The 19,895-nt window shown below is 37.9% G+C and carries 15 protein-coding genes; 11 read left to right on the plus strand and 4 right to left on the minus strand.

Annotated elements, in window-relative coordinates:
- Window positions 1-7 precede the first annotated feature (7 nt).
- The 4 genes from F580_RS0111645 to F580_RS0111660 all read left to right on the plus strand — a co-directional run bounded on the left by F580_RS0111645 (window position 8) and on the right by F580_RS0111660 (window position 5,797).
- Entirely contained in the window at window positions 8-1,756 is a 1,749-nt protein-coding gene (locus F580_RS0111645; RefSeq protein WP_019027910.1) for a SpoIIE family protein phosphatase, read from the plus strand.
- Window positions 1,757-1,801: 45 nt separating this feature from the next.
- Window positions 1,802-2,968, plus strand: a complete 1,167-nt coding sequence (locus F580_RS0111650; protein ID WP_019027911.1) for a response regulator — start codon at window positions 1,802-1,804, stop codon at window positions 2,966-2,968.
- Window positions 2,965-5,139 carry an ATP-binding protein gene (locus tag F580_RS0111655; RefSeq protein ID WP_019027912.1) on the plus strand — a complete coding sequence of 725 codons (2,175 nt, stop codon included), beginning with the start codon at window positions 2,965-2,967 and terminating at the stop codon, window positions 5,137-5,139. Before F580_RS0111650 ends, F580_RS0111655 begins: the two co-directional genes overlap by 4 nt.
- A gap of 271 nt (window positions 5,140-5,410) precedes the next feature.
- Complete coding sequence (locus F580_RS0111660) at window positions 5,411-5,797, plus strand: Hpt domain-containing protein (protein WP_019027913.1); 387 nt, start codon at window positions 5,411-5,413, stop codon at window positions 5,795-5,797.
- A gap of 6 nt (window positions 5,798-5,803) precedes the next feature.
- Here F580_RS0111660 and yfaE read toward each other — a convergent pair whose 3' ends face one another.
- The 4 genes from yfaE to ubiG all read right to left on the minus strand — a co-directional run bounded on the left by yfaE (window position 5,804) and on the right by ubiG (window position 10,959).
- Window positions 5,804-6,115 carry a class I ribonucleotide reductase maintenance protein YfaE gene (yfaE, locus tag F580_RS0111665; RefSeq protein ID WP_019027914.1) on the minus strand — a complete coding sequence of 104 codons (312 nt, stop codon included), beginning with the start codon at window positions 6,113-6,115 and terminating at the stop codon, window positions 5,804-5,806.
- Window positions 6,116-6,158: 43 nt separating this feature from the next.
- Window positions 6,159-7,289, minus strand: a complete 1,131-nt coding sequence (gene nrdB / locus F580_RS0111670) for a class Ia ribonucleoside-diphosphate reductase subunit beta (RefSeq protein ID WP_019027915.1) — start codon at window positions 7,287-7,289, stop codon at window positions 6,159-6,161.
- Between the two features lie 110 nt (window positions 7,290-7,399).
- Window positions 7,400-9,670, minus strand: coding sequence for a class 1a ribonucleoside-diphosphate reductase subunit alpha (gene nrdA / locus F580_RS0111675; RefSeq protein ID WP_019027916.1), 2,271 nt, complete (start codon window positions 9,668-9,670; stop codon window positions 7,400-7,402).
- Window positions 9,671-10,224: 554 nt separating this feature from the next.
- The gene (ubiG, locus tag F580_RS0111680; RefSeq protein WP_026301401.1) at window positions 10,225-10,959 is read right to left on the minus strand and encodes a bifunctional 2-polyprenyl-6-hydroxyphenol methylase/3-demethylubiquinol 3-O-methyltransferase UbiG; all 735 of its coding nucleotides are present in this window, start codon (window positions 10,957-10,959) and stop codon (window positions 10,225-10,227) included.
- Window positions 10,960-11,283: 324 nt separating this feature from the next.
- Between ubiG and gyrA the strand changes: the two genes are divergently transcribed.
- The 7 genes from gyrA (at window position 11,284) to F580_RS0111715 (ending at window position 19,882) form a co-directional block, all read left to right on the plus strand.
- Complete coding sequence (gene gyrA / locus F580_RS0111685; protein WP_019027918.1) at window positions 11,284-14,010, plus strand: DNA topoisomerase (ATP-hydrolyzing) subunit A; 2,727 nt, start codon at window positions 11,284-11,286, stop codon at window positions 14,008-14,010.
- 116 nt (window positions 14,011-14,126) lie between these two features.
- A complete protein-coding gene (serC, locus tag F580_RS0111690; RefSeq protein ID WP_019027919.1) occupies window positions 14,127-15,212 on the plus strand; it encodes a 3-phosphoserine/phosphohydroxythreonine transaminase in 1,086 nt (361 codons plus the stop codon).
- Window position 15,213: 1 nt separating this feature from the next.
- Window positions 15,214-16,494: a 3-phosphoshikimate 1-carboxyvinyltransferase gene (gene aroA, locus F580_RS0111695; RefSeq protein ID WP_019027920.1), complete on the plus strand. Its 1,281-nt coding sequence runs from the start codon at window positions 15,214-15,216 to the stop codon at window positions 16,492-16,494.
- A gap of 85 nt (window positions 16,495-16,579) precedes the next feature.
- Window positions 16,580-17,260, plus strand: coding sequence for a (d)CMP kinase (cmk, locus tag F580_RS0111700; RefSeq protein ID WP_019027921.1), 681 nt, complete (start codon window positions 16,580-16,582; stop codon window positions 17,258-17,260).
- Between the two features lie 160 nt (window positions 17,261-17,420).
- Entirely contained in the window at window positions 17,421-19,082 is a 1,662-nt protein-coding gene (rpsA, locus tag F580_RS0111705) for a 30S ribosomal protein S1 (RefSeq protein WP_157443094.1), read from the plus strand.
- Window positions 19,083-19,262: 180 nt separating this feature from the next.
- Entirely contained in the window at window positions 19,263-19,550 is a 288-nt protein-coding gene (gene ihfB / locus F580_RS0111710; RefSeq protein ID WP_019027923.1) for an integration host factor subunit beta, read from the plus strand.
- Between the two features lie 80 nt (window positions 19,551-19,630).
- Entirely contained in the window at window positions 19,631-19,882 is a 252-nt protein-coding gene (locus F580_RS0111715) for a lipopolysaccharide assembly protein LapA domain-containing protein (protein ID WP_040357170.1), read from the plus strand.
- The last annotated feature ends 13 nt before the right edge of the window (window positions 19,883-19,895 follow it).

The raw sequence follows: 19,895 nt of genomic DNA on the forward strand, positions 1-19,895 counted from the left end.
ATATGGTATGCCAAAAATCCAAAAGCTTGCTCTTGTTGTCGACGACTCAAAATTGCAATGTAAATTGTTATCAGTTTTGCTGCAAGAAGAAAATTATCGAGTTGTGGTTGCAAACGATGGCGAAAGTGGCGTAGAAATGTATATAAAACACCAGCCAGATCTGGTGTTAATGGATATCAATATGCCGGTTATGAATGGTTTTGAAGCGACAAGGCGGATTAAAAAACTGTCGGGCGTGAACACCCTAGCGCCATTAATATTTATTACTAGCATGGATAGCGAAGAGGCATTTATCAAAAGTGTTGAAGCGGGAGGTGATAGTATTTTAGTTCGGCCTTTTACACCTAAGGTCTTTAAAGCAAAAATAAAGGCGATGCAAAGAATAAGCGACTTAGTCGATCAAGTAAAAAACCTTCAGCAACAACAACAAAATGATGCCGAATTGGCCGAAAAAATGATGTCTGGTGTTATTGAGGCAAGAAATTTTGCTTTAGATAAAATTGGCGTTATTAAAAAAGCGGCGACTATCTTTAGTGGTGATATCCAGTTGACAGCTTTGTGCCCAAATGGGGATATTCATGTTTTACTGGGCGACTTTACTGGTCATGGCTTGCGAGCTTCAATTGGTGCAATTCCTGTGACTGAAACGTTTAGAGCAATGACCAAAAAGGGCTTTTCAATATTAGAAATTGTTGTGGAATTAAACCGGCAAATGTTTACTTTACTGCCAGGTGATTTATTCTTTGCCGCAAGTTTTGCTTGTATTTCAGAGCATGACAAATCTGCCTATATATTTAATGCAGGCTTGCCCGATGGTTATCTATTTAATGACAGTGCAAATATTAAAAAGCGGTTTACTTCAACACACCCTCCTTTAGGGATTCTACCGAAATTATTACCCGATGCTCAGCTTGACGTTGTACAAGTGAAGGAAAAAGATCGGTTAGTTTTTATTACTGATGGAATCGTTGAAGCTAGGAATCAAGCGGGTGATCTATTTGGCTTTGCTCGATTTGAGAAATCAGCGAAAGATGGCATTACTCAAAAAAATCTAGTAAATAGTGTTTTAAAAAGTCTGGATGATTTTTGCCAAAACAGTGAGCAAGAGGACGACATTTCATTGGTAGAGGTACCTTGTAGTGGCTGGCAAGAAATCAAATTAAGCAAGAACGTTACTATTCCAGAAGGGTTTATCGAGGATGATTATTATTTAGGTACAACAACAAACTCATCACCGTCTTGGTCTTATCATTTATATTTAACCGGTCCGTTACTGAAAACAATAAACCCAATTCCATTAATTATGAACCAAATTAATGATTTAGAAGGCGCAGGAGAACACTGGCAAAGCCTATATACGATATTAACAGAACTTTTCATTAATGGATTAGATCATGGGGTATTAAAACTCGACTCTTCATTAAAAGATTCAGCTGAAGGTTTTAGTCAATACTTTAATGAACGAGCAAATAGGCTAAGCCAGCTCGCTGAAAATACCTTGAACGAGAAGGAAGATCACATCCGTATAGCTTTGAAATATTTCCCTTTATTGCACGGTGGAAAGATGGTGATAAATATCAAAGATAGTGGTCAGGGTTTTGATATATTGGAAGTTATGAAAAATAACAGCATTGCGAGGCATGATGGCTTAAAGTTGAGTGGTCGAGGGGTAGAACTGGTTAATCAACTTTGTGATACCTTGGAATATCAAGAGCACGGGACCTTAGTGACAGCAAGTTATATCTGGAAAAACTAAGTAGAGAGAAATTAGCGGCAAAGTAGAACAAAAAGGAATTGTAAGATGATAAAACATAACCTACTAATTATTGATGATGACATTGATTACTTAAACCTATTGGCTGAAAGTTTAAGTGATACCTTTAAGGTGAAATGTGCAAGTAACCTGTCAATGGCACAAAATCTACTTAACGAAAATATCCAATTCGATATCGCCTTAGTTGATGAACATATTGGTAATGAAAAAGGCTCTGATTGGATAAAAGAGCAGCAAAGTCATGAATCCTCTCCAACTTCTTTTATTTTGTATTCAGGGTTAGCCACCGAAGAAGCGATACTTAAAGGCTTAGAATGTGGAGCCGATGATTTTTTAGCAAAACCCTTTTCTTTATTAGCGCTGCATTCAAAGCTCGATAAACTGATTGTTTATCAGGATAAAATTCATAACTTTGAAGATGAAATAAAATCCAAAAATAACGTGATAAATATATCAATGGCACAGGCTTCAAAATATGGCAGCTGTATGCAATTGACTTCTAAACTGAATCATTGTTTTTCCTTTGAGCAAATTCGTGATGAAGTGTTTTCCTACTTGCATGCCATGGATTTACACGGTTGTATTGCCTTTTACCCTATCAATGACAAACCCCGATTTCATAGTGCTCAAAAAGGGTTTTGCTCCCCCGTAGAAATTGAAGTTATGGAGTTATTAAAGATAAAACCTCGCCTTTACCGTTTTGGTTCAAGAACCATTTTTAACCATAGTCTAGTCTCACTGTTTATTCTTAACCTTGAAGAGGGCACTGTTGATACCGATATATATATTGATGCTTTAGCTTCAGTTATTGAATGTATTGGCGCTAGAATCGCGTTTATAACCTATAAAAACTCTTTGGTGAGTGTGCAAGAGCAAATAAAAAAAGCGGTGACTACCACTAAAAAAATGGTAGAAATATCCAAGCATCATCAACAAGAAGTGATGAATGAGATAGTGCAAAAAATGGGTACTAGCTTTCATATTCTAGATATGACACAAGACCAAGAAGATTTCCTTACTGATTTGGTACATGGAGCACTTAAAAAACACAGTCAAGATGATATTAACTTTATAGAAGTTACTCAGTTACTTGATCAAGCTTTAAATAGTGTCGATCAACTCCAGCAATTAAACACCGAAAATGATCAAATTGATAAGTCTTATGATATTGATGATGAGGATGAATTATTTTGAAATCAAAATCACATGATTTTACCCACAAGGTATTAACGGGTATTGAAGAGGCCTACTGGCAATGGGATCTGATTAAAGAAAGCGTTTTTTACTCCGCTCAATTGATGAAACTATTGGGGTATGCAGGAGAAGATACAATAGGGGCAAGTATCATATGGGAGAAACACTTTGAGAGTGATAGCCTCGAGGAAATTCATGCTCAAATACAACAACATTTAAAGGGGGTCATTGAGCGCATTGATGTTACTCTGCCAATAACGAACAATCAGGGAGATAAGTTATGGTTACATGCTGTCGGTAAAGTAGTTGAGCGTATCGATGGTAGGGCTAGTTTAATGTTTGGCACAGTAAAAGATGTTACTGAAACCAAAAACTTGATTGTGCAATTAAAAAAACAGAATAATTGGCTAATGTTAGCTGAACGTATTAGCAATTCAGGCCATTGGCGCTATGATATCAAATCAGAAACCCTTGATTGGTCAGCAGAAGTATTTCGTATTCATGGGCTAGCTAATAAATCAATAATACCAAGCTTTGAACAAGCTATTGAACCAATTTTAGCCAAAGACCAACCAAAATTTCGTACAAGTTTTCATAGTGCCATACACCAACAGCAACCCTTTTACCTTAAAACGGCGATCACTCAACCATCTGGCAGTAAGGTTAAAGTCGAGGTGATTGCCGAAGTAGAGCGTGATTGTAATGGTATTGCAATGGCTATTTTTGGTGTGTACAAAGACATCACCCGTAGTGAAGATTTGCTTGAAAAACTAAAACTTTTAGCAATGGTCAATTATACCATAAAAGTGCCGGTTTTTTTTATTGATGATAATGATAATGTGGTTTATCAAGACATTTCTCCACACCATGACGGTGTCAGTGCTGTACTTTTTAATTATATAAATTTTAGTATTATTGAATATATGGAGTATAAAAAGCTGGCGAAAGAGCAGGGACAAATTAAAGAAAACAACGTTAGCTTTGATAAATATAATACGGTATTTGATTTATCTATAACGTATGAAGCGGATGAAGGCATTTATATCTGGATAGTTGAAAATGTGACTGATAAGTTTCGTAAAGAGCAGCAACAAGTCATTTCCAATCGGTTGGCTTTGTTAGGTAATACTTTTGGTAATGTCTCTCATGATATTAATAATGTACTAGGCGTAGCTCTTGGCGCTATTGAGATGTTAGAAATCAAGTTTTCTCGTGGCGAGAAAGATATTTCGTCATATATCGATAGAGTGAAAAATGCCATTGATAAAGGCAAAGATGTTACAGAGCGTTTATTGGCCTTTACGCGTAGACCTACAGTAAAAGTAGTTAGTTTTGACCCCATTCAAGATATTTTTGATAATCAGTACCTTTTTAAACAACTATTGTTAAGTACAATAAATATCAACTTTAATTTTAAGCCGATAAATTGCTTAATAAACTTCCCCAAAGGTGAGTTTATAAATATCCTGTTAAATTTGGTTCTGAATGCTCAAGATGCTATTCAAGAAAAGGGCCTTAGTGGTCAAATCGAAATTTCGGCAAACTTACTTGATAATAACCGATTAGAGATTCACGTTAAAGATAGTGGTATTGGTATTGCTAAGGATAACTTGACTAAGATATTTGATCCATTTTATAGCTCTAAATCTGTTAATAAAGGTAATGGTATAGGTTTAGCAAATGTCTATAGTACTATGTATAAGCATAATGGGCTGATACAAGTTGAAGGTCACAGCGATTTGGGTGGCGCGCATTTTACCCTGGTATTTAAATGTAAGATATTAAAAGAAAAATATTTACCAAAGCATGCTCAATTAAATACGATACAGTATAAAAACACTAATATTTTGGTACTGGATGATGAAGTCAGTATTGCTGAATTTGTTGCTTTATTTTTGGAGACTAAAGGCGCAAATGTTATTATCGCTAATAACAAAGAGCAGCTAATAGAAAGAATTAACGCTGGCGTCAATTTTGAAATATTTATCACGGATATGATTCTACCTGATCTCTCGGGTAAAGACGCGGTTAATATGGTAAAGGCAAAGTATCCTGATATTAATGTGTTTTCGATAAGTGGTTATGTTGCTATTGAAGATACAAGTTGGGATTACCCTGTACTTAGGAAGCCATTTAATTCAAAAGAGCTTGCTGAATTTCTCGCTATATAATACCTATATTGCAAGTGAACGATTACGCAAACAAATTGAGTAACTTTGCATTACAATTGTCAATGATGATAGGTCAGAGTCAGAGATTAATATAACCGTTAGCGTTGGTTTAGTTTTAGCTCAGGATGATTCTCAGACGATTGATGAGTTACTTAAACAAGCGGATAGTGCGTTTATTTTACTAAAGTACATGGCCGAAGCCAAGTAGTTGAGGCAAGGACACTTATTAACCCTGTTAGAAACAGGGTCAATCGAAGCGAGGCTCACCGCTATGGATAAAAAGAAGTCTGAAAATAACCAATTCGATATCATTAAATATGATGGCATTGACTTTGATGTCGGCCTAAATAATATATTAGGAGATGAAGCCTTATTTAAAGAGATTTTGGTGATGTTTTATCAAGATCATCATCTTGATGGACAAAAGTTACAAAGTGCAATAAAGCAGCAAGATATAGTAACAACCAAGCATATTTCTCATACGCTAAAAGGGGTTGCATGCTCGGTTGGAGCTATGGATTTGTTTAAAGTAACTAAAGCGCTCGACTTAGCGATTAATGATAAGCAGCAGGAAGATCTTGATAGCTTATTGTCTCTGTTGTTCTCAGAACTTAACCGAGTAATGAAAGGAATAGCATTACATTTGGATGTTAGCTAAAGAAAGTTACTCATCAATGAATAAGGTTATGTCGGTAACTGGGATACAACAGCAAGGTAGGATCTCACCTTGACCGACGAAGGCTAATGGCTCCCCTAAAGGGTAGTTAATTTCTCCGTTGACCAGAGTCACTCGACATGCGCCGCAAAAACCATCACGACAATGATAATGTACCTCGATATCGGCAGACTCTAAACATTCCAGCAAAGTTTGTTCATTATTCTTATAATGAACAATTTTGCCGTGTACGTTTATTTTTGGCTGCAAAGAGAGAGAATCTTTCATATTTTGAGTTGAGTTACTTACTTTTATACTCATTCAAAACGCCGGTAAAGAGGTCAAAACTGAGTGCCTGTACTGGCTATAAATCGAAATCATCAAAATCGTCAGCACTGACAGCTGAATCAACTTGTCCTACCAAATAGCTAGATATTTCCGTTTCTTGTGGAGCAACTTGGACATTATCGCTAACCAAGTAAGCATTCATCCAAGGCAACGGGTTACTTTTAATATCGAAAGGTGCATCAAAACCAATAGCAGACAAACGTTGGTTTGATATGTATTCAATATATTGATTTAATATTTCGGCATTAAGACCAATCATTGAACCATCTTTAAATAAATACTGTGCCCATTCTTTTTCTTGTTCAACAACATCTAAGAATATTTGTAAGCCTTGATCACGCATTTCTTCACTGATAATTTTCATCTCAGGATCATCGTTACCAGACTTCCAATTATTGAGGATATGCTGTGTGCCGGTTAAGTGCAGTGCTTCATCACGAGCGATCAGTTTAATTATTTTGGCATTACCTTCTAGTAATTCACGTTCAGCGAAAGCAAACGAACAGGCAAAACTAACATAAAAGCGAATCGCTTCTAATGCATTCACCGAGCAAATGGCCAGGTATAAACGCTCTTTAAGTTTTCTCGTGCTAACTTCGATGGTCTTACCTTCTACTTCATAAGACCCTTCACCCTGAGATTGTAATAATTGGGTGGTGAGTATCACATCATCAAAGAACTTGGCGATACTGGAGGCACGTTTTAAAATCGCAGGATTAACAAGGATGTCATCGAATATTTCACCGGGATTGGTAAATAAATTACGTAAAATATGGGTATAAGAGCGAGAGTGAATAGTTTCACTAAAAGCCCATGTCTCTACCCATGTTTCAACTTCTGGTAACGAGACTAAAGGTAATAATACCGCATTAACCGAACGTGCAGCGATAGAGTCTAAAAGAGTTTGGTACTTTAAATTCGATATAAATATATGTTTTTCAGAGTCAGTAAGGCTCTGCCAGTCGGCTCTATCCTTTGATACATCGACTTCTTCGGGACGCCAAAAGAACGAAAGTTGCTTTTCAATTAATTTTTCAAAGGCAATAAAACGCTGTTGATCGTAGCGCGATATATTAACACTATTGCCTAAAAACATAGGCTCTAATAGTGCGTCATTAGGAGTTTGATTAAACGTAGTGTACGTCATGAATTTATTCCTTTAGGGGACTACGTATTTGTAGTAACCAGAGTCTAGAATTTCGCTAGACTCTGTATATAGTAAATATGAGAGTATTTTAAGATTGAGTAATACGCTATTTAGATTTTACAAGCACCGCCAGCGCAACTGTCATCTTCGAGCTCAATGTTATCACTAGCACCATCGCGGGTGTTATGATAATAAAGCGTTTTAATACCGAGTTTATAAGCCGTTAAAATATCTTTTAATATTTGTTTAATGGGTACTTTACCGCCTTCAAACTTATTCGGATCATAATTAGTGTTGGCCGATATCGCTTGGTCGACAAATTTCTGCATAATACCAACTAATTCTAAATAGCCCTGGTTATCAGGAATATTCCACAGTAATTCATAGTTGCCTTTAAGTTTTTCATATTCAGGAACCACTTGCTTCAATACACCATCTTTACTGGCTTTAATACTGATTAAACCACGAGGTGGTTCAATACCATTGGTTGCGTTGGATATTTGTGACGATGTTTCTGAAGGCATTAATGCCGATACTGTTGAGTTTCTTACTCCGTACTTTTTAATACTTTTACGCAAGCTTTCCCAGTCAAGGTGCAGGGGTTCACCCGTAATGTCATCAATCGATTTTTTATAAGTATCAATCGGTAAAATACCTTGAGATAAACGTGTCTCATCAAACTTAGGACAGGCACCTTTCTCTTTGGCCAATTCATTGGTCGCTTTAAGTAAATAAAATTGAATAGCTTCAAAGGTTCGATGCGTTAAGTTATTTGCACTACCGTTTGAGTAGTAAAGACCATTTTTAGCAAGGTAATAGGCATAGTTAATCACGCCTATTCCTAGTGTTCTACGCGCCATACTGGCACTTTGCGCTGCTGCAATTGGATAATCTTGGTAATCTAATAAACTATCTAAAGCCCGGACTGCTAGGTCAGCCAAGCCTTCTAATTCATCTAATGAATCGATAGCACCTAAATTAAAGGCAGAAAGTGTACAAAGGGCAATTTCACCATTCTCATCATTAATATCGTTCATCGGTTTAGTGGGTAGGGCAATTTCTAAACACAAATTACTTTGACGAATCGGGGCTTTACTTGGTTCAAACGGACTATGCGTATTACAGTGGTCGACATTTTGTAAATATATACGACCAGTACTTGCGCGTTCTTGAGCGAACAGGGTAAATAATTCAATCGCCTTTATACGCTTTTTGCGGATAGAGTCGTCGTTTTCATATTGTTCGTATAAACGTTCAAATTTATCTTGGTCTTCAAAGAAAGCGTCATACAGCCCAGGTACATCGCTTGGACTAAATAAGGTAATAGAGCCGCCTTTAATTAAACGCTGGTACATCAGCTTATTAAATTGCACACCATAATCTAAATGACGGACACGGTTTTCTTCTACGCCACGGTTATTTTTTAGTACCAATAAGCTTTCGACTTCAAGATGCCACAAAGGATAAAACAATGTTGCCGCGCCGCCACGTACACCACCCTGAGAACAACTTTTAACGGCTGTTTGAAAGTGTTTGAAAAATGGAATACAGCCAGTATGAAAGGCTTCACCATTTCTAATCGAACTACCTAAAGCACGAATGCGTCCGGCATTTACACCAATACCAGCACGTTGAGATACATACTTAACGATAGCGCTTGAGGTAGCATTAATAGAATCTAAACTATCGCCACATTCAATCAATACACAAGATGAAAATTGACGTGTTGGTGTACGAACCCCTGCCATAATCGGTGTTGGCAAAGATATTTTAAAAAGAGAAATCGCGTGATAAAAATCTTCAACGTAGGTTAAGCGAGATTCAGCGGGATATTTAGCAAATAAACAGGCCGCGACTAAAACATAAAGAAATTGAGCACTTTCGTAAATTTCACCGCTAACTCTGTTTTGTACCAGGTATTTACCTTCGAGTTGCTTCATGGCGGCATAGCTAAAGTTAAGATCTCGGCTATGGTCCATAAAGCGCGCCATGTGTTCAAAGTCATCTTTAGTATAATCAGCTAATAAGTGTTGATCATATTTTCCAGCTTCAACTAATTTTACCACATGGTCATACAGTGCTGGTGGCTCAAATTTGCCATAGGCTTTTTTTCGTAAATGAAAAACAGCTAAGCGTGCCGCTAAGTATTGGTAATCAGGCGTCTCTTCTGAGATCAAGTCAGCAGCAGATTTAATGATAGTTTCATGAATATCTTCAGTTTTAATACCATCATAAAACTGAATATGAGACTTCAATTCAACTTGAGACACGGAGACTTTTTCTAAGCCATCAGCAGCCCAGGCAATGACACGGTGAATTTTTTCTAAATCAATGGCTTCTTTTTTACCATTTCGTTTAGTTACAGAAAGGTTGTTATTCATGAAATACCTGCAAAGCGATTATTGTTATTGTTTATTGTTCCTAATAAAAGGATCTAAAACGTCCCTAATAAAAAATCCCACACTCGTATTAAGAATAAGGTACTTAATACGTAGTATTAAAAAATAACAACTGAGCATCAAATGCACAATATCTAGGGTTTTTTATAATTCTAGACACAAGATAGTGAGGTTTGACCTTTTTTGCAAGTGATAAAATAGGTTGATCTTTACGATTTTTCAAGTCGTGTTTTCAGGGTTAGTAACGACTAACCTAGCAAGACTTTTTCATTTTGGAATTTACTAAAAGCAACGATTATTTTATCTTTTTTAAAGCGTGATCAGTTTGATGTTTTTTTTTGTTAAATTTTTATTACCAGCGAGCTAAAATCAACGAAAAATGATAATCCGTTAAAATTCAAAAGCTTAAGTTGGTCGGCCGAATGCAGTTTAATGTTTATACAACTTGCTTGTTTATAAAACAATTAACTTGCACTGACTGACCCGTTAAATTTCAATTAAGGAGTATTAAGAGCGTCACCCAATAATCGTCACTCTTAGAGTTTACGAAAACACAGTATATAATTGACATCAAGCGAATCATTCAACTTGTGATTTCCTGTGATTGGGTTGTAATGAATGCCACTGGCATCAATACATTTTAAGTTGTTTTCCTCAGCCCAAGAGATGAGCTGCGAGGGGCGAATGAATTTATCATGGTCATGTGTTCCCTGAGGTACTATTTTGAAGAGTTTTTCAGCGGCTATAATAGCCAGTAAATAGGATTTAATATTTTTATTAAGCGTTGAAAAGAAAACTAACCCGCCAGGTTTAACTAATGCAGAGCAAGCTTGAATAACTGATGCCGGATCAGGAACATGTTCTAGCATTTCCATACAAGTCACCATATCAAATTCTTCAGCACATTCTTGTGCTTTTTCTTCGGCAGTAATTTTTTGATAAGTAACGGATACGGCCGACTCGAGGGCATGTAATTTAGCCACATTGAGTGGTTCAGTGCCCATATCAATACCCGTAACCTTCGCCCCTAACTTTGCGAGTGACTCAGATAAAATACCGCCGCCACAACCGACGTCTATTATTTTCTTGCCAGAAAAGCCACTATTAATACCATCATAGTGTTGGGCAAGATGCTGACTTATAAATTGCACTCTTAATGGATTGATTTGATGCAGAGGCTTAAAATCACCGGTTAAATCCCACCATTGACTGGCGATTCGTTCAAACTTGGCAATTTCATCTTCATTGACGTTAAGCGGTTTGCTTGACATAAATTCACTACTATAAATTAACTTTTGATGTTGAGAGTCTAAACGAAAGTGATTTTTAAACAAAGGGGATTGATCCAATCTTGGCTTTTTAGTCGCTTTTTTAAGCTGTTCTAAATCCCTTAAAAAACCTTTACATAAAGCGGTATTGCATCAAACTTTTTTATGCTAGTATGCTGCGTTGATTACTATTATTAGTGTCTGATACATAACACTTACATAACAATAAAAATCTTTAAAATATCGTTTATACAACACCGAAAAATAGCTGAGCTATCTGACGGGTATTGATAAGCAAAAGAATTAGTTAAGGGATACCATCGATTTATGTCCGATCTGGCCAAACAAATAGTTCCAGTTAATATTGAAGATGAACTAAAAACCTCCTATTTAGATTATGCTATGAGCGTAATAGTTGGGCGAGCTTTGCCTGATGTTCGTGATGGCTTAAAACCTGTACATCGCAGGGTGTTATTTGCCATGGATGTCCTTGGCAATGACTGGAACAAAGCCTACAAAAAATCAGCCCGTGTGGTTGGTGATGTTATTGGTAAGTATCACCCGCATGGTGATACTGCTGTTTACGATACTATTGTACGTATGGCTCAACCCTTCTCATTACGCTATATGCTAATAGACGGGCAGGGTAACTTCGGCTCAGTTGATGGTGATAGTGCAGCAGCAATGCGTTATACCGAAATTAGAATGTCTAAAATAGCGCATTCTATTCTTGCCGATTTAGATAAAGAAACTGTGGATTTTGTGCCTAACTATGATGGCACTGAACAAATTCCGGTGGTTATGCCTACGCGTGTACCCAATTTATTAGTCAATGGTAGTTCGGGTATCGCGGTTGGTATGGCAACCAATATTCCTCCGCATAATTTAACTGAAGTCATTAATGCTTGTTTAGCACTTATTGATAACAGTGATTTATCTTTCGAAGAGTTATTAGAATATATTCCTGGCCCTGACTTTCCAACAGCCGGTATCATTAGTGGTCGTGCAGGTATTGAAGAAGCCTACCGCACTGGTCGTGGAAAAATAAAGATTCGTGCGCGCGCTAGTATTGAAGTTCATGATACTACGGGCAAAGAAACCATTATTGTTCATGAGCTGCCTTATCAAGTGAACAAAGCACGCTTAATTGAAAAAATGGCTGAGCTTGTAAAAGATAAACGTCTTGAAGGTATTTCTGCTTTACGCGATGAGTCAGATAAAGATGGCATGCGCATGGTGATTGAAATCAAGCGTGGTGAAGTCGGTGAAGTTGTATTAAATAACTTATATAAACTGACACAAATGCAGATTTCTTTTGGTTTTAATATGGTTGCCCTAACCAATGGCCAACCTAAAATATTTAACCTGAAAGAAATGTTAGAATGTTTTGTGCTTCATCGCCGTGAAGTAGTGACTCGCCGTACAATTTTCGAATTAAGAAAAGCGCGCGACCGTGCTCACCTCTTAGAAGGTTTATCGATTGCTTTAGCAAATATAGACCCGATCATCGAATTGATTAAAAGTTCAAACAACAGAAAAGAATCTGAAGAAAAACTTATTCTTCAAGGTTGGACATTAGGTAATGTTGCCGATATGCTCGGCGCTGCTGGTAACGATGCAGCTCGCCCTGAGTGGTTAGAGCCTGAATATGGTATTCGTGATGGTTTATATTATTTAACCGCAGAACAAGCAAAAGCCATAGTCGATTTGCAGTTATATAAACTATCTGGCATGGAACACGATAAGATTCTAAGCGAGTATAAAGGATTATTAGACCTAATTGCCGAATTGATGCATATTCTTGCTACACCAGCGCGTTTAATGGAAGTTATTTGTGAAGAGCTTATTGCTATTCGTGATGAATTTGGTGATGAACGTCGCACTGAAATTACCAATGCTTCACATGATTTATCTTTAGAAGATTTAATCACTGAAGAAGATGTTGTCGTAACCTTGTCGCATGAAGGTTATGTTAAATATCAAATATTAAGTGATTACGAAGCACAGCGTCGTGGTGGTAAAGGTAAAGCTGCGACTAAGATGAAAGAAGAAGATTTCATTGAGCGTTTATTAGTAGCGAATACCCATGACACCATTTTATGTTTCTCAGATCGCGGTAAATTGTATTGGTTGAAAGTGTACCAATTACCATTAGCGAGTCGAACTGCCCGTGGTCGTCCTATCGTAAATATTTTACCATTAGAAAGCGATGAGCGTATTACGGCAATATTACCGGTACGTGAATATGCAGATGATAAGTATATCGTTATGGCAACAGCCTCTGGTACGGTGAAGAAAACGCGTTTAGATGCATACTCTAATCAACGTGCTAACGGTATTATTGCCTTGAACCTTCGTGATGATGATACCTTAATTGGTGTTGATATTACTGATGGTAATAACGACATTATGTTGTTCTCAGATGCGGGTAAAGTTGTACGCTTCAATGAAAAAGTTCGCGACAGTGAAACAGGCGAAATTAAGCTTGATCCTGAAACGGGTGAACAGCGATGGGCATTAAAACCTATCGGTCGTACTGGTACGGGTGTTCGTGGTATGAAACTTGATGGCGATCAGAAAGTTGTTTCACTTATCATACCTAAAAATGACGGGCCTATCTTAACCATCACTGAAAATGGTTTTGGTAAACGTACTGATTTAGCTGAATATCCAGCTAAGAGTAGAGCAACTAAAGGTGTTGTTTCTATAAAAGTCAGTGAGCGTAATGGTAAAGTAGTTGGCGCTGTTCAAGTTGAAGAACTTGATGAAATCATGCTAATCACCGATAACGGCACGTTAGTTCGTACCCGCGTTAATGAAGTGAGTGTTATTGGTCGTAATACTCAAGGCGTACGATTGATTCGTACGGCTGAAGATGAACATGTGGTAGCACTACAACGTATTGATGAAATTGAAGAGCCAGAGCAACTTGAAGAAGTTGCTGAGGGTGATGAGATAGTCGAAACGAGTGCGGAACCCAATTCTGAACACAATCCAGAGCATAGCGCTCAGCAGGATAGTGCAGATAGCACAGAAGACGACAACCAAGCGTAGTCGTTATAGGAACATTTGAAAGGGCGGCTAATAACCGCCTTTTTTAATGAGATTTTATTAGTAAGCAGCATTAGTGAAATACTATTTCAAATAGCAGCAAGAATGTAGGAAAGATTATGTCAGAAGTTTTTAATTTTTGTGCCGGCCCTGCCATGTTACCGAAACCTGTCATGGCTAAAGCACAGCAAGAGTTTATCAATTGGCAGGGCACAGGTAGCTCTGTAATGGAACTAAGTCATCGTAGTGGAATTTACAAGGCTATGGCTAAAAAGGCTGAAGTAGATTTACGTGAATTAATGTCAATTCCCGACAATTATAAAGTGTTGTTTTGCCATGGTGGTGGACGAGGTCAATTCTCTGCAGTGCCGCTCAATTTATTACCTCAAGGTAAGTCTGCTGATTATATCGTTTCAGGTTCATGGTCTAAAGCTGCGGTTGCAGAAGCAAAGAATTTTGGTGAAATTAATGTCATTGAAATTAATCAAGACACTGATAATAGCTCAAGCCTGTTAGACAGCTCTGATTGGCCGCTTAATCCAGAAGCTGCTTACGTTCACTATTGCCCTAACGAAACTGTCAATGGTCTCGAAATAAATACGATTCCAGAAACCAATGGGGTGCCTATAGTTGCTGATATGTCTTCAACTATTTTATCCCATGAAATAGATGTTAGTAAATTTGGTTTAATCTATGCTGGAGCCCAAAAAAATATCGGCCCGTCAGGGTTAACTATCGTTATTGTTAGAGAAGACTTATTAGGTCAAGCTCAAATTGCAACGCCGTGTATTATGAATTATAAAACGGCTGCAGATAATGACTCTATGTATAACACCCCGCCAACGTATGCTTGGTACCTTGCTGGTCTAGTCTTTGAATGGCTTAAAGAATTAGGTGGGGTTAAAGCCATTGCTAAGGTGAACCAAGCTAAAGCAGAAATACTCTATCAAGCGATTGATAACAGCGAACTCTACTCTAATCACATTCAAAGCCAATACCGCAGTAAAATGAATATTCCCTTTTGGCTAAAAGATGAGAGCTTAAATGAAAAGTTTTTAGAAGAAGCTGAAAAAACAGGGTTAACAGCCTTGGAGGGACATCGAATTGTTGGTGGTATGCGTGCAAGCATTTATAACGCCATGCCGCTTGAAGGTGTACAGGCACTCATTGAGTTTATGCAACAATTTGAAAAGAGGAATCGTTAGCGTGGAGCAATTAACAATAAAGCCAATAAATAAAATTAATGGCGAGATTTTTTTACCCGGCTCTAAAAGTTTATCTAATCGCGCATTGCTAATCGCGGCGTTAGCTAAAGGTACAACTAAAATCACTAATTTATTAGTGAGTGATGACATTAACTATATGCTAAAGGCATTAAAAAGCCTTGGTATTGAATATACGTTAAGTGACTGTGGAAGAGAATGTACTGTGGTTGGCAATAATGGTTTTTTTAAAAACCAAGAGCCATTGGAGTTATATCTAGGTAATGCGGGTACGGCGATGCGACCTTTGTGTGCCGCACTTGCAGCGAGTGAAGGTGAATACATCTTAACTGGCGAACCAAGAATGAAAGAGCGACCGATTGGTCATTTAGTTGATGCCTTAATACAACTAAACGCTGATATAGAATACTTAGAAAACAAAGATTACCCACCAGTAAGAATTAAAGGAAAAGCGTTAACTGGTAATACAGTGACCATTGATGGCTCTATATCGAGTCAATTTTTAACGGCAATATTAATGATTGCGCCAATGTTAGCAACAGATACCAATATAGAGATTGAAGGTGAGTTAGTTTCCAAACCTTATATTGATATAACGCTTGATATTATGCGTAAGTTTGGTGTTGATGTAGAAAATAATGACTACAAATCTTTCTGTATTAAAGCAAACCAGTCATATCAAGCACTCGATAAGTATATGGTTGAAGGCGATGCATCGTCTGCCTCATACTTCTTAGCCGCAGGTGCTATTAAAGGTGGCGAAATTACCGTGCATGGCGTTGGTAAGTTGAGTGTGCAAGGAGATAAACACTTTGCTGATGTGCTTGAAAAAATGGGCGCAGAAGTGCATTGGCAGGATGAGTCAATTACGGTCGTGGGTAAGCCGTTAACAGCGGTTGATATGGACATGAATCATATCCCTGATGCCGCAATGACCATAGCAACCACTGCACTATTTGCTACAGGTACCACAACCATTAGAAATATTTATAACTGGCGCGTAAAAGAAACCGATCGTTTATACGCCATGGCAACAGAGTTAAGAAAAGTGGGTGCCGAGGTGATTGAAGGTGAAGATTTCATTTCAATTACACCACCAAAATCACTAAAACATGCAGAAATTGATACCTACAACGACCATAGAATAGCGATGTGTTTTTCTCTTGTTGCTTTGGGCGATACACCAGTGACTATTAATGATCCTAAGTGTACGGCTAAAACATTTCCTGATTATTTTGATAAGTTAGCGCAAGTATCTTGTTAATTCTGTTACAGAATAATTCTTTTACGGGATTTTCTGCTGCTAATCCCGTATAATTCCGCCGATTTTCGATGTTAGGAAAAAAATTATGCAGGAAAGCACACCAGTTATTACCATTGATGGCCCAAGTGGCGCAGGTAAAGGAACCGTTGCTAGGATAGTTGCGGATCAATTAGGATGGCACCTACTTGATAGTGGCGCCATATATCGCGTATTAGCGGTGGCAATTCAACACCATCAACTTGCCTTAGATGATGAAGAGGCGCTTGTACCTATAGCCGCTCATTTAGATGTGCAATTTGAAATCAATAGCCAAGGTGAAGCAAGCGTTATTTTAGAAGGTGAGAATGTTACCGATATTATCCGCACGGAAGAAATTGGTGAATTAGCCTCAAAAGTAGCTGCTTTCCCGCGCGTTAGAGAAGCATTGTTACGTAGACAGCGCGCTTTTAGTGTTAACCCTGGCTTAATCGCTGATGGACGAGACATGGGCACAGTTGTTTTCCCACAAGCCAAAGTTAAAATATTTTTAACTGCAAGCGCAGAAGAACGTGCACAAAGACGTTTTAATCAGTTGAAAGAAAAGGGAATTGATGTTAATATCGTGCGCCTTTTGGATGACATACGTCAGCGAGATGAGCGAGATCAAAACCGTAAGGTTGCTCCACTTATCCCAGCAGAGGGTGCGTTAACTATTGATTCTACGGACATTTCTATTACGGAAGTGGTCAATGAAATCCTTATGTTTGCCAATGGCAAATTAACGTAATGTAAACGCAATACACAGCTTTATGGTAGCTAAATCACTAATACCTGCTAGCATTAAAGAACTTTTATTTGAAAGCCTACTGTATGGATGCACTGGGCATACTTAACCACCCCATGAAACAATGACGTTGACTGGATTAATAGCTGAGTTATTACAAGTTATGATGGAAAATTTTGCAGAACTTTTTGAAGAAAGTTTAAAAGAAATCGAAACACGCCCTGGTTCAATCATCAAGGGTACAATCGTAGCCATAAACAAAGACAATGTAATTGTTGATGCTGGCCTTAAGTCTGAGAGTGTTATCTCAATTGATCAATTTAAAAACGCTGCTGGTGAAATCGAAGTAGTTGTTGGTGATGAAATTGACGTAGCCTTAGATGCAACAGATGATGGTTTCGGTGAAACTATCCTTTCTCGTGAAAAAGCTAAACGTCACGAAGCATGGCAAGTGCTTGAAAAAGCATACGAAGAAAAAGAAACTGTTATCGGTGTTATCAACGGTAAAGTTAAAGGTGGTTTCACTGTTGAAGTTAGCAATATCCGTGCTTTCTTACCAGGTTCATTAGTAGATGTTCGTCCAGTACGTGACACTGCTCACCTTGAAGGTAAAGATTTAGAATTCAAAGTTATTAAGCTTGATCAAAAGCGTAATAACGTAGTTGTTTCACGTCGTGCTGTAATTGAAGCTGAAGGCAGTGCAGAACGTGATGAATTACTTGAATCATTAGCGGAAGGCCAAGAAGTTAAAGGTATCGTTAAGAACCTTACTGACTACGGCGCATTCGTTGATTTAGGCGGCATTGATGGTTTATTACATATCACAGATATGGCTTGGAAACGTGTTAAGCACCCAAGTGAAATCGTAAATGTTGGCGATGAAATTCAAGTTAAAGTATTGAAATTCGACCGTGAGCGTACTCGTGTATCTCTAGGTATGAAGCAGTTAGGCGAAGATCCATGGGTAGCAATTGCTAACCGTTACCCAGAAGGTTCTAAACTTTCTGGTCGCGTAACTAACTTAACTGATTACGGTTGTTTCGTTGAAATCCAAGAAGGCGTTGAAGGTTTAGTTCACGTTTCTGAAATGGATTGGACTAACAAAAACATCCACCCATCTAAAGTTGTTAACTTAGGTGACACAGTTGAAGTTCTAGTATTAGAAATTGACGAAGAACGTCGTCGTATTTCTTTAGGTCTTAAACAGTGTATTGCTAACCCTTGGGAAGAGTTCGCTAAGAACTTCAACAAAGGCGATAAAGTATCAGGTAAGATCAAGTCTATTACTGACTTTGGTATCTTCATCGGTCTTGACGGCGGCATCGACGGTTTAGTTCACTTATCTGATATTTCATGGGCTGGCGGTGAAGAAGCTGTTCGTGATTATAAGAAAGGCGACGAAATCGACGCAATCGTACTTCAAGTTGACCCAGAACGTGAGCGTATCTCGTTAGGTGTTAAGCAAGCTGAAGACGACCCGTTCAATATGTATCTGACAGATAAGAAAAAAGGTGCTATTGTTACTGGTAAAGTAACTGAAGTTGATGCTAAAGGCGCTACAATTGAGCTAGCTGAAACTGTTTTCGGTTACTTACGTGTTAGCGACATTTCTGTAGAACGTATCGAAGATGCATCTGCAGTATTAAAAGTTGGTGACGACGTTGAAGCTAAGTTTATGGGTGTGGATCGTAAGAACCGTACTATTAGCTTATCTATCAAAGCGAAAGACCAAGCTGATGAACGTGAAGCAATGGATAACCTAAACCAAGTTGAAGAAACTGGTTTAAGTGCTATGGCTGCAGCGTTTAAAAACGCTAAAAACTAATATTCCTTAACCGGAACTAGTTTTACTTTGCAATGATGCTGTTATTTTAACAGCAAGTGAAAAGAGTATTTATCACTTTAGTGGTGATACTCTTTTCTTATTTTTAACGCCATCGGCGGAGCCAGTTTTATTCAAATGAATAAGATTGAGCGGTGCTAGGTAAATACTGTGAGGTCTAGAATGACTAAGTCAGAACTTATTGAAAAATTATCCGATAAATTAAGTCATTTATCCGCGAAAGAAGTGGAAAAATCGATAAAAGAAATCTTAGAATTAATGGCGCACTCCTTATCAAAAGGTGAGCGTATTGAAATTCGAGGTTTTGGAAGTTTTTCACTGCACTATCGTGCTCCAAGAGTTGGCAGAAACCCTAAAACGGGTGAATCAGTTGAATTGAGTGGCAAATACGTCCCCCACTTTAAGCCAGGGAAAGAGTTACGTGAAAGAGTTAATCTTTCTGTGGCATAAATTGCAAAGCTAACTAAAAAATTAGATAATAAACGGCATGTTACCCATGCCGTTTTTTTTTGGCAAATATAATAAGGCTGATGATAGTGCGATTATATATAATATCCTTTTTTATCTTAGTTTTACTTGCCGTTGCTTTTATATTCGGTAGTCAGAACGAGCAGGTACTGACTTTAAATTACTTGATTGCGCGTACAGAGATGACGGTTGCAGCCGCTATAAGCTTATTTACAGCCCTAGGGTTTTTTTTAGGACTCTTGGTTACCATCGCTTGGCGTATAGTGCGAAAAAGTAAGAAAGTACTCGCGAAAAATAAATCACTAGAAACCTAGTGTTATCTAAGGT

The organism is Colwellia piezophila ATCC BAA-637 (genome assembly GCF_000378625.1).
Lineage (GTDB): Bacteria > Pseudomonadota > Gammaproteobacteria > Enterobacterales > Alteromonadaceae > Colwellia > Colwellia piezophila.

What these genes read in the sequence shown, in the direction of transcription:
- F580_RS0111645 (WP_019027910.1), top strand. Translation starts at nt 8, where the DNA reads ATGCCAAAAATCCAAAAGCTTGCTCTTGTTGTCGACGACTCAAAATTG.
- F580_RS0111650 (WP_019027911.1), top strand. Translation starts at nt 1,802, where the DNA reads ATGATAAAACATAACCTACTAATTATTGATGATGACATTGATTACTTA.
- F580_RS0111660 (WP_019027913.1), top strand. Translation starts at nt 5,411, where the DNA reads ATGGATAAAAAGAAGTCTGAAAATAACCAATTCGATATCATTAAATAT.
- yfaE (WP_019027914.1), bottom strand. Translation starts at nt 6,115, where the DNA reads ATGAGTATAAAAGTAAGTAACTCAACTCAAAATATGAAAGATTCTCTC.
- nrdB (WP_019027915.1), bottom strand. Translation starts at nt 7,289, where the DNA reads ATGACGTACACTACGTTTAATCAAACTCCTAATGACGCACTATTAGAG.
- nrdA (WP_019027916.1), bottom strand. Translation starts at nt 9,670, where the DNA reads ATGAATAACAACCTTTCTGTAACTAAACGAAATGGTAAAAAAGAAGCC.
- ubiG (WP_026301401.1), bottom strand. Translation starts at nt 10,959, where the DNA reads ATGTCAAGCAAACCGCTTAACGTCAATGAAGATGAAATTGCCAAGTTT.
- gyrA (WP_019027918.1), top strand. Translation starts at nt 11,284, where the DNA reads ATGTCCGATCTGGCCAAACAAATAGTTCCAGTTAATATTGAAGATGAA.
- serC (WP_019027919.1), top strand. Translation starts at nt 14,127, where the DNA reads ATGTCAGAAGTTTTTAATTTTTGTGCCGGCCCTGCCATGTTACCGAAA.
- cmk (WP_019027921.1), top strand. Translation starts at nt 16,580, where the DNA reads ATGCAGGAAAGCACACCAGTTATTACCATTGATGGCCCAAGTGGCGCA.
- rpsA (WP_157443094.1), top strand. Translation starts at nt 17,421, where the DNA reads ATGATGGAAAATTTTGCAGAACTTTTTGAAGAAAGTTTAAAAGAAATC.
- ihfB (WP_019027923.1), top strand. Translation starts at nt 19,263, where the DNA reads ATGACTAAGTCAGAACTTATTGAAAAATTATCCGATAAATTAAGTCAT.
- F580_RS0111715 (WP_040357170.1), top strand. Translation starts at nt 19,631, where the DNA reads ATGATAGTGCGATTATATATAATATCCTTTTTTATCTTAGTTTTACTT.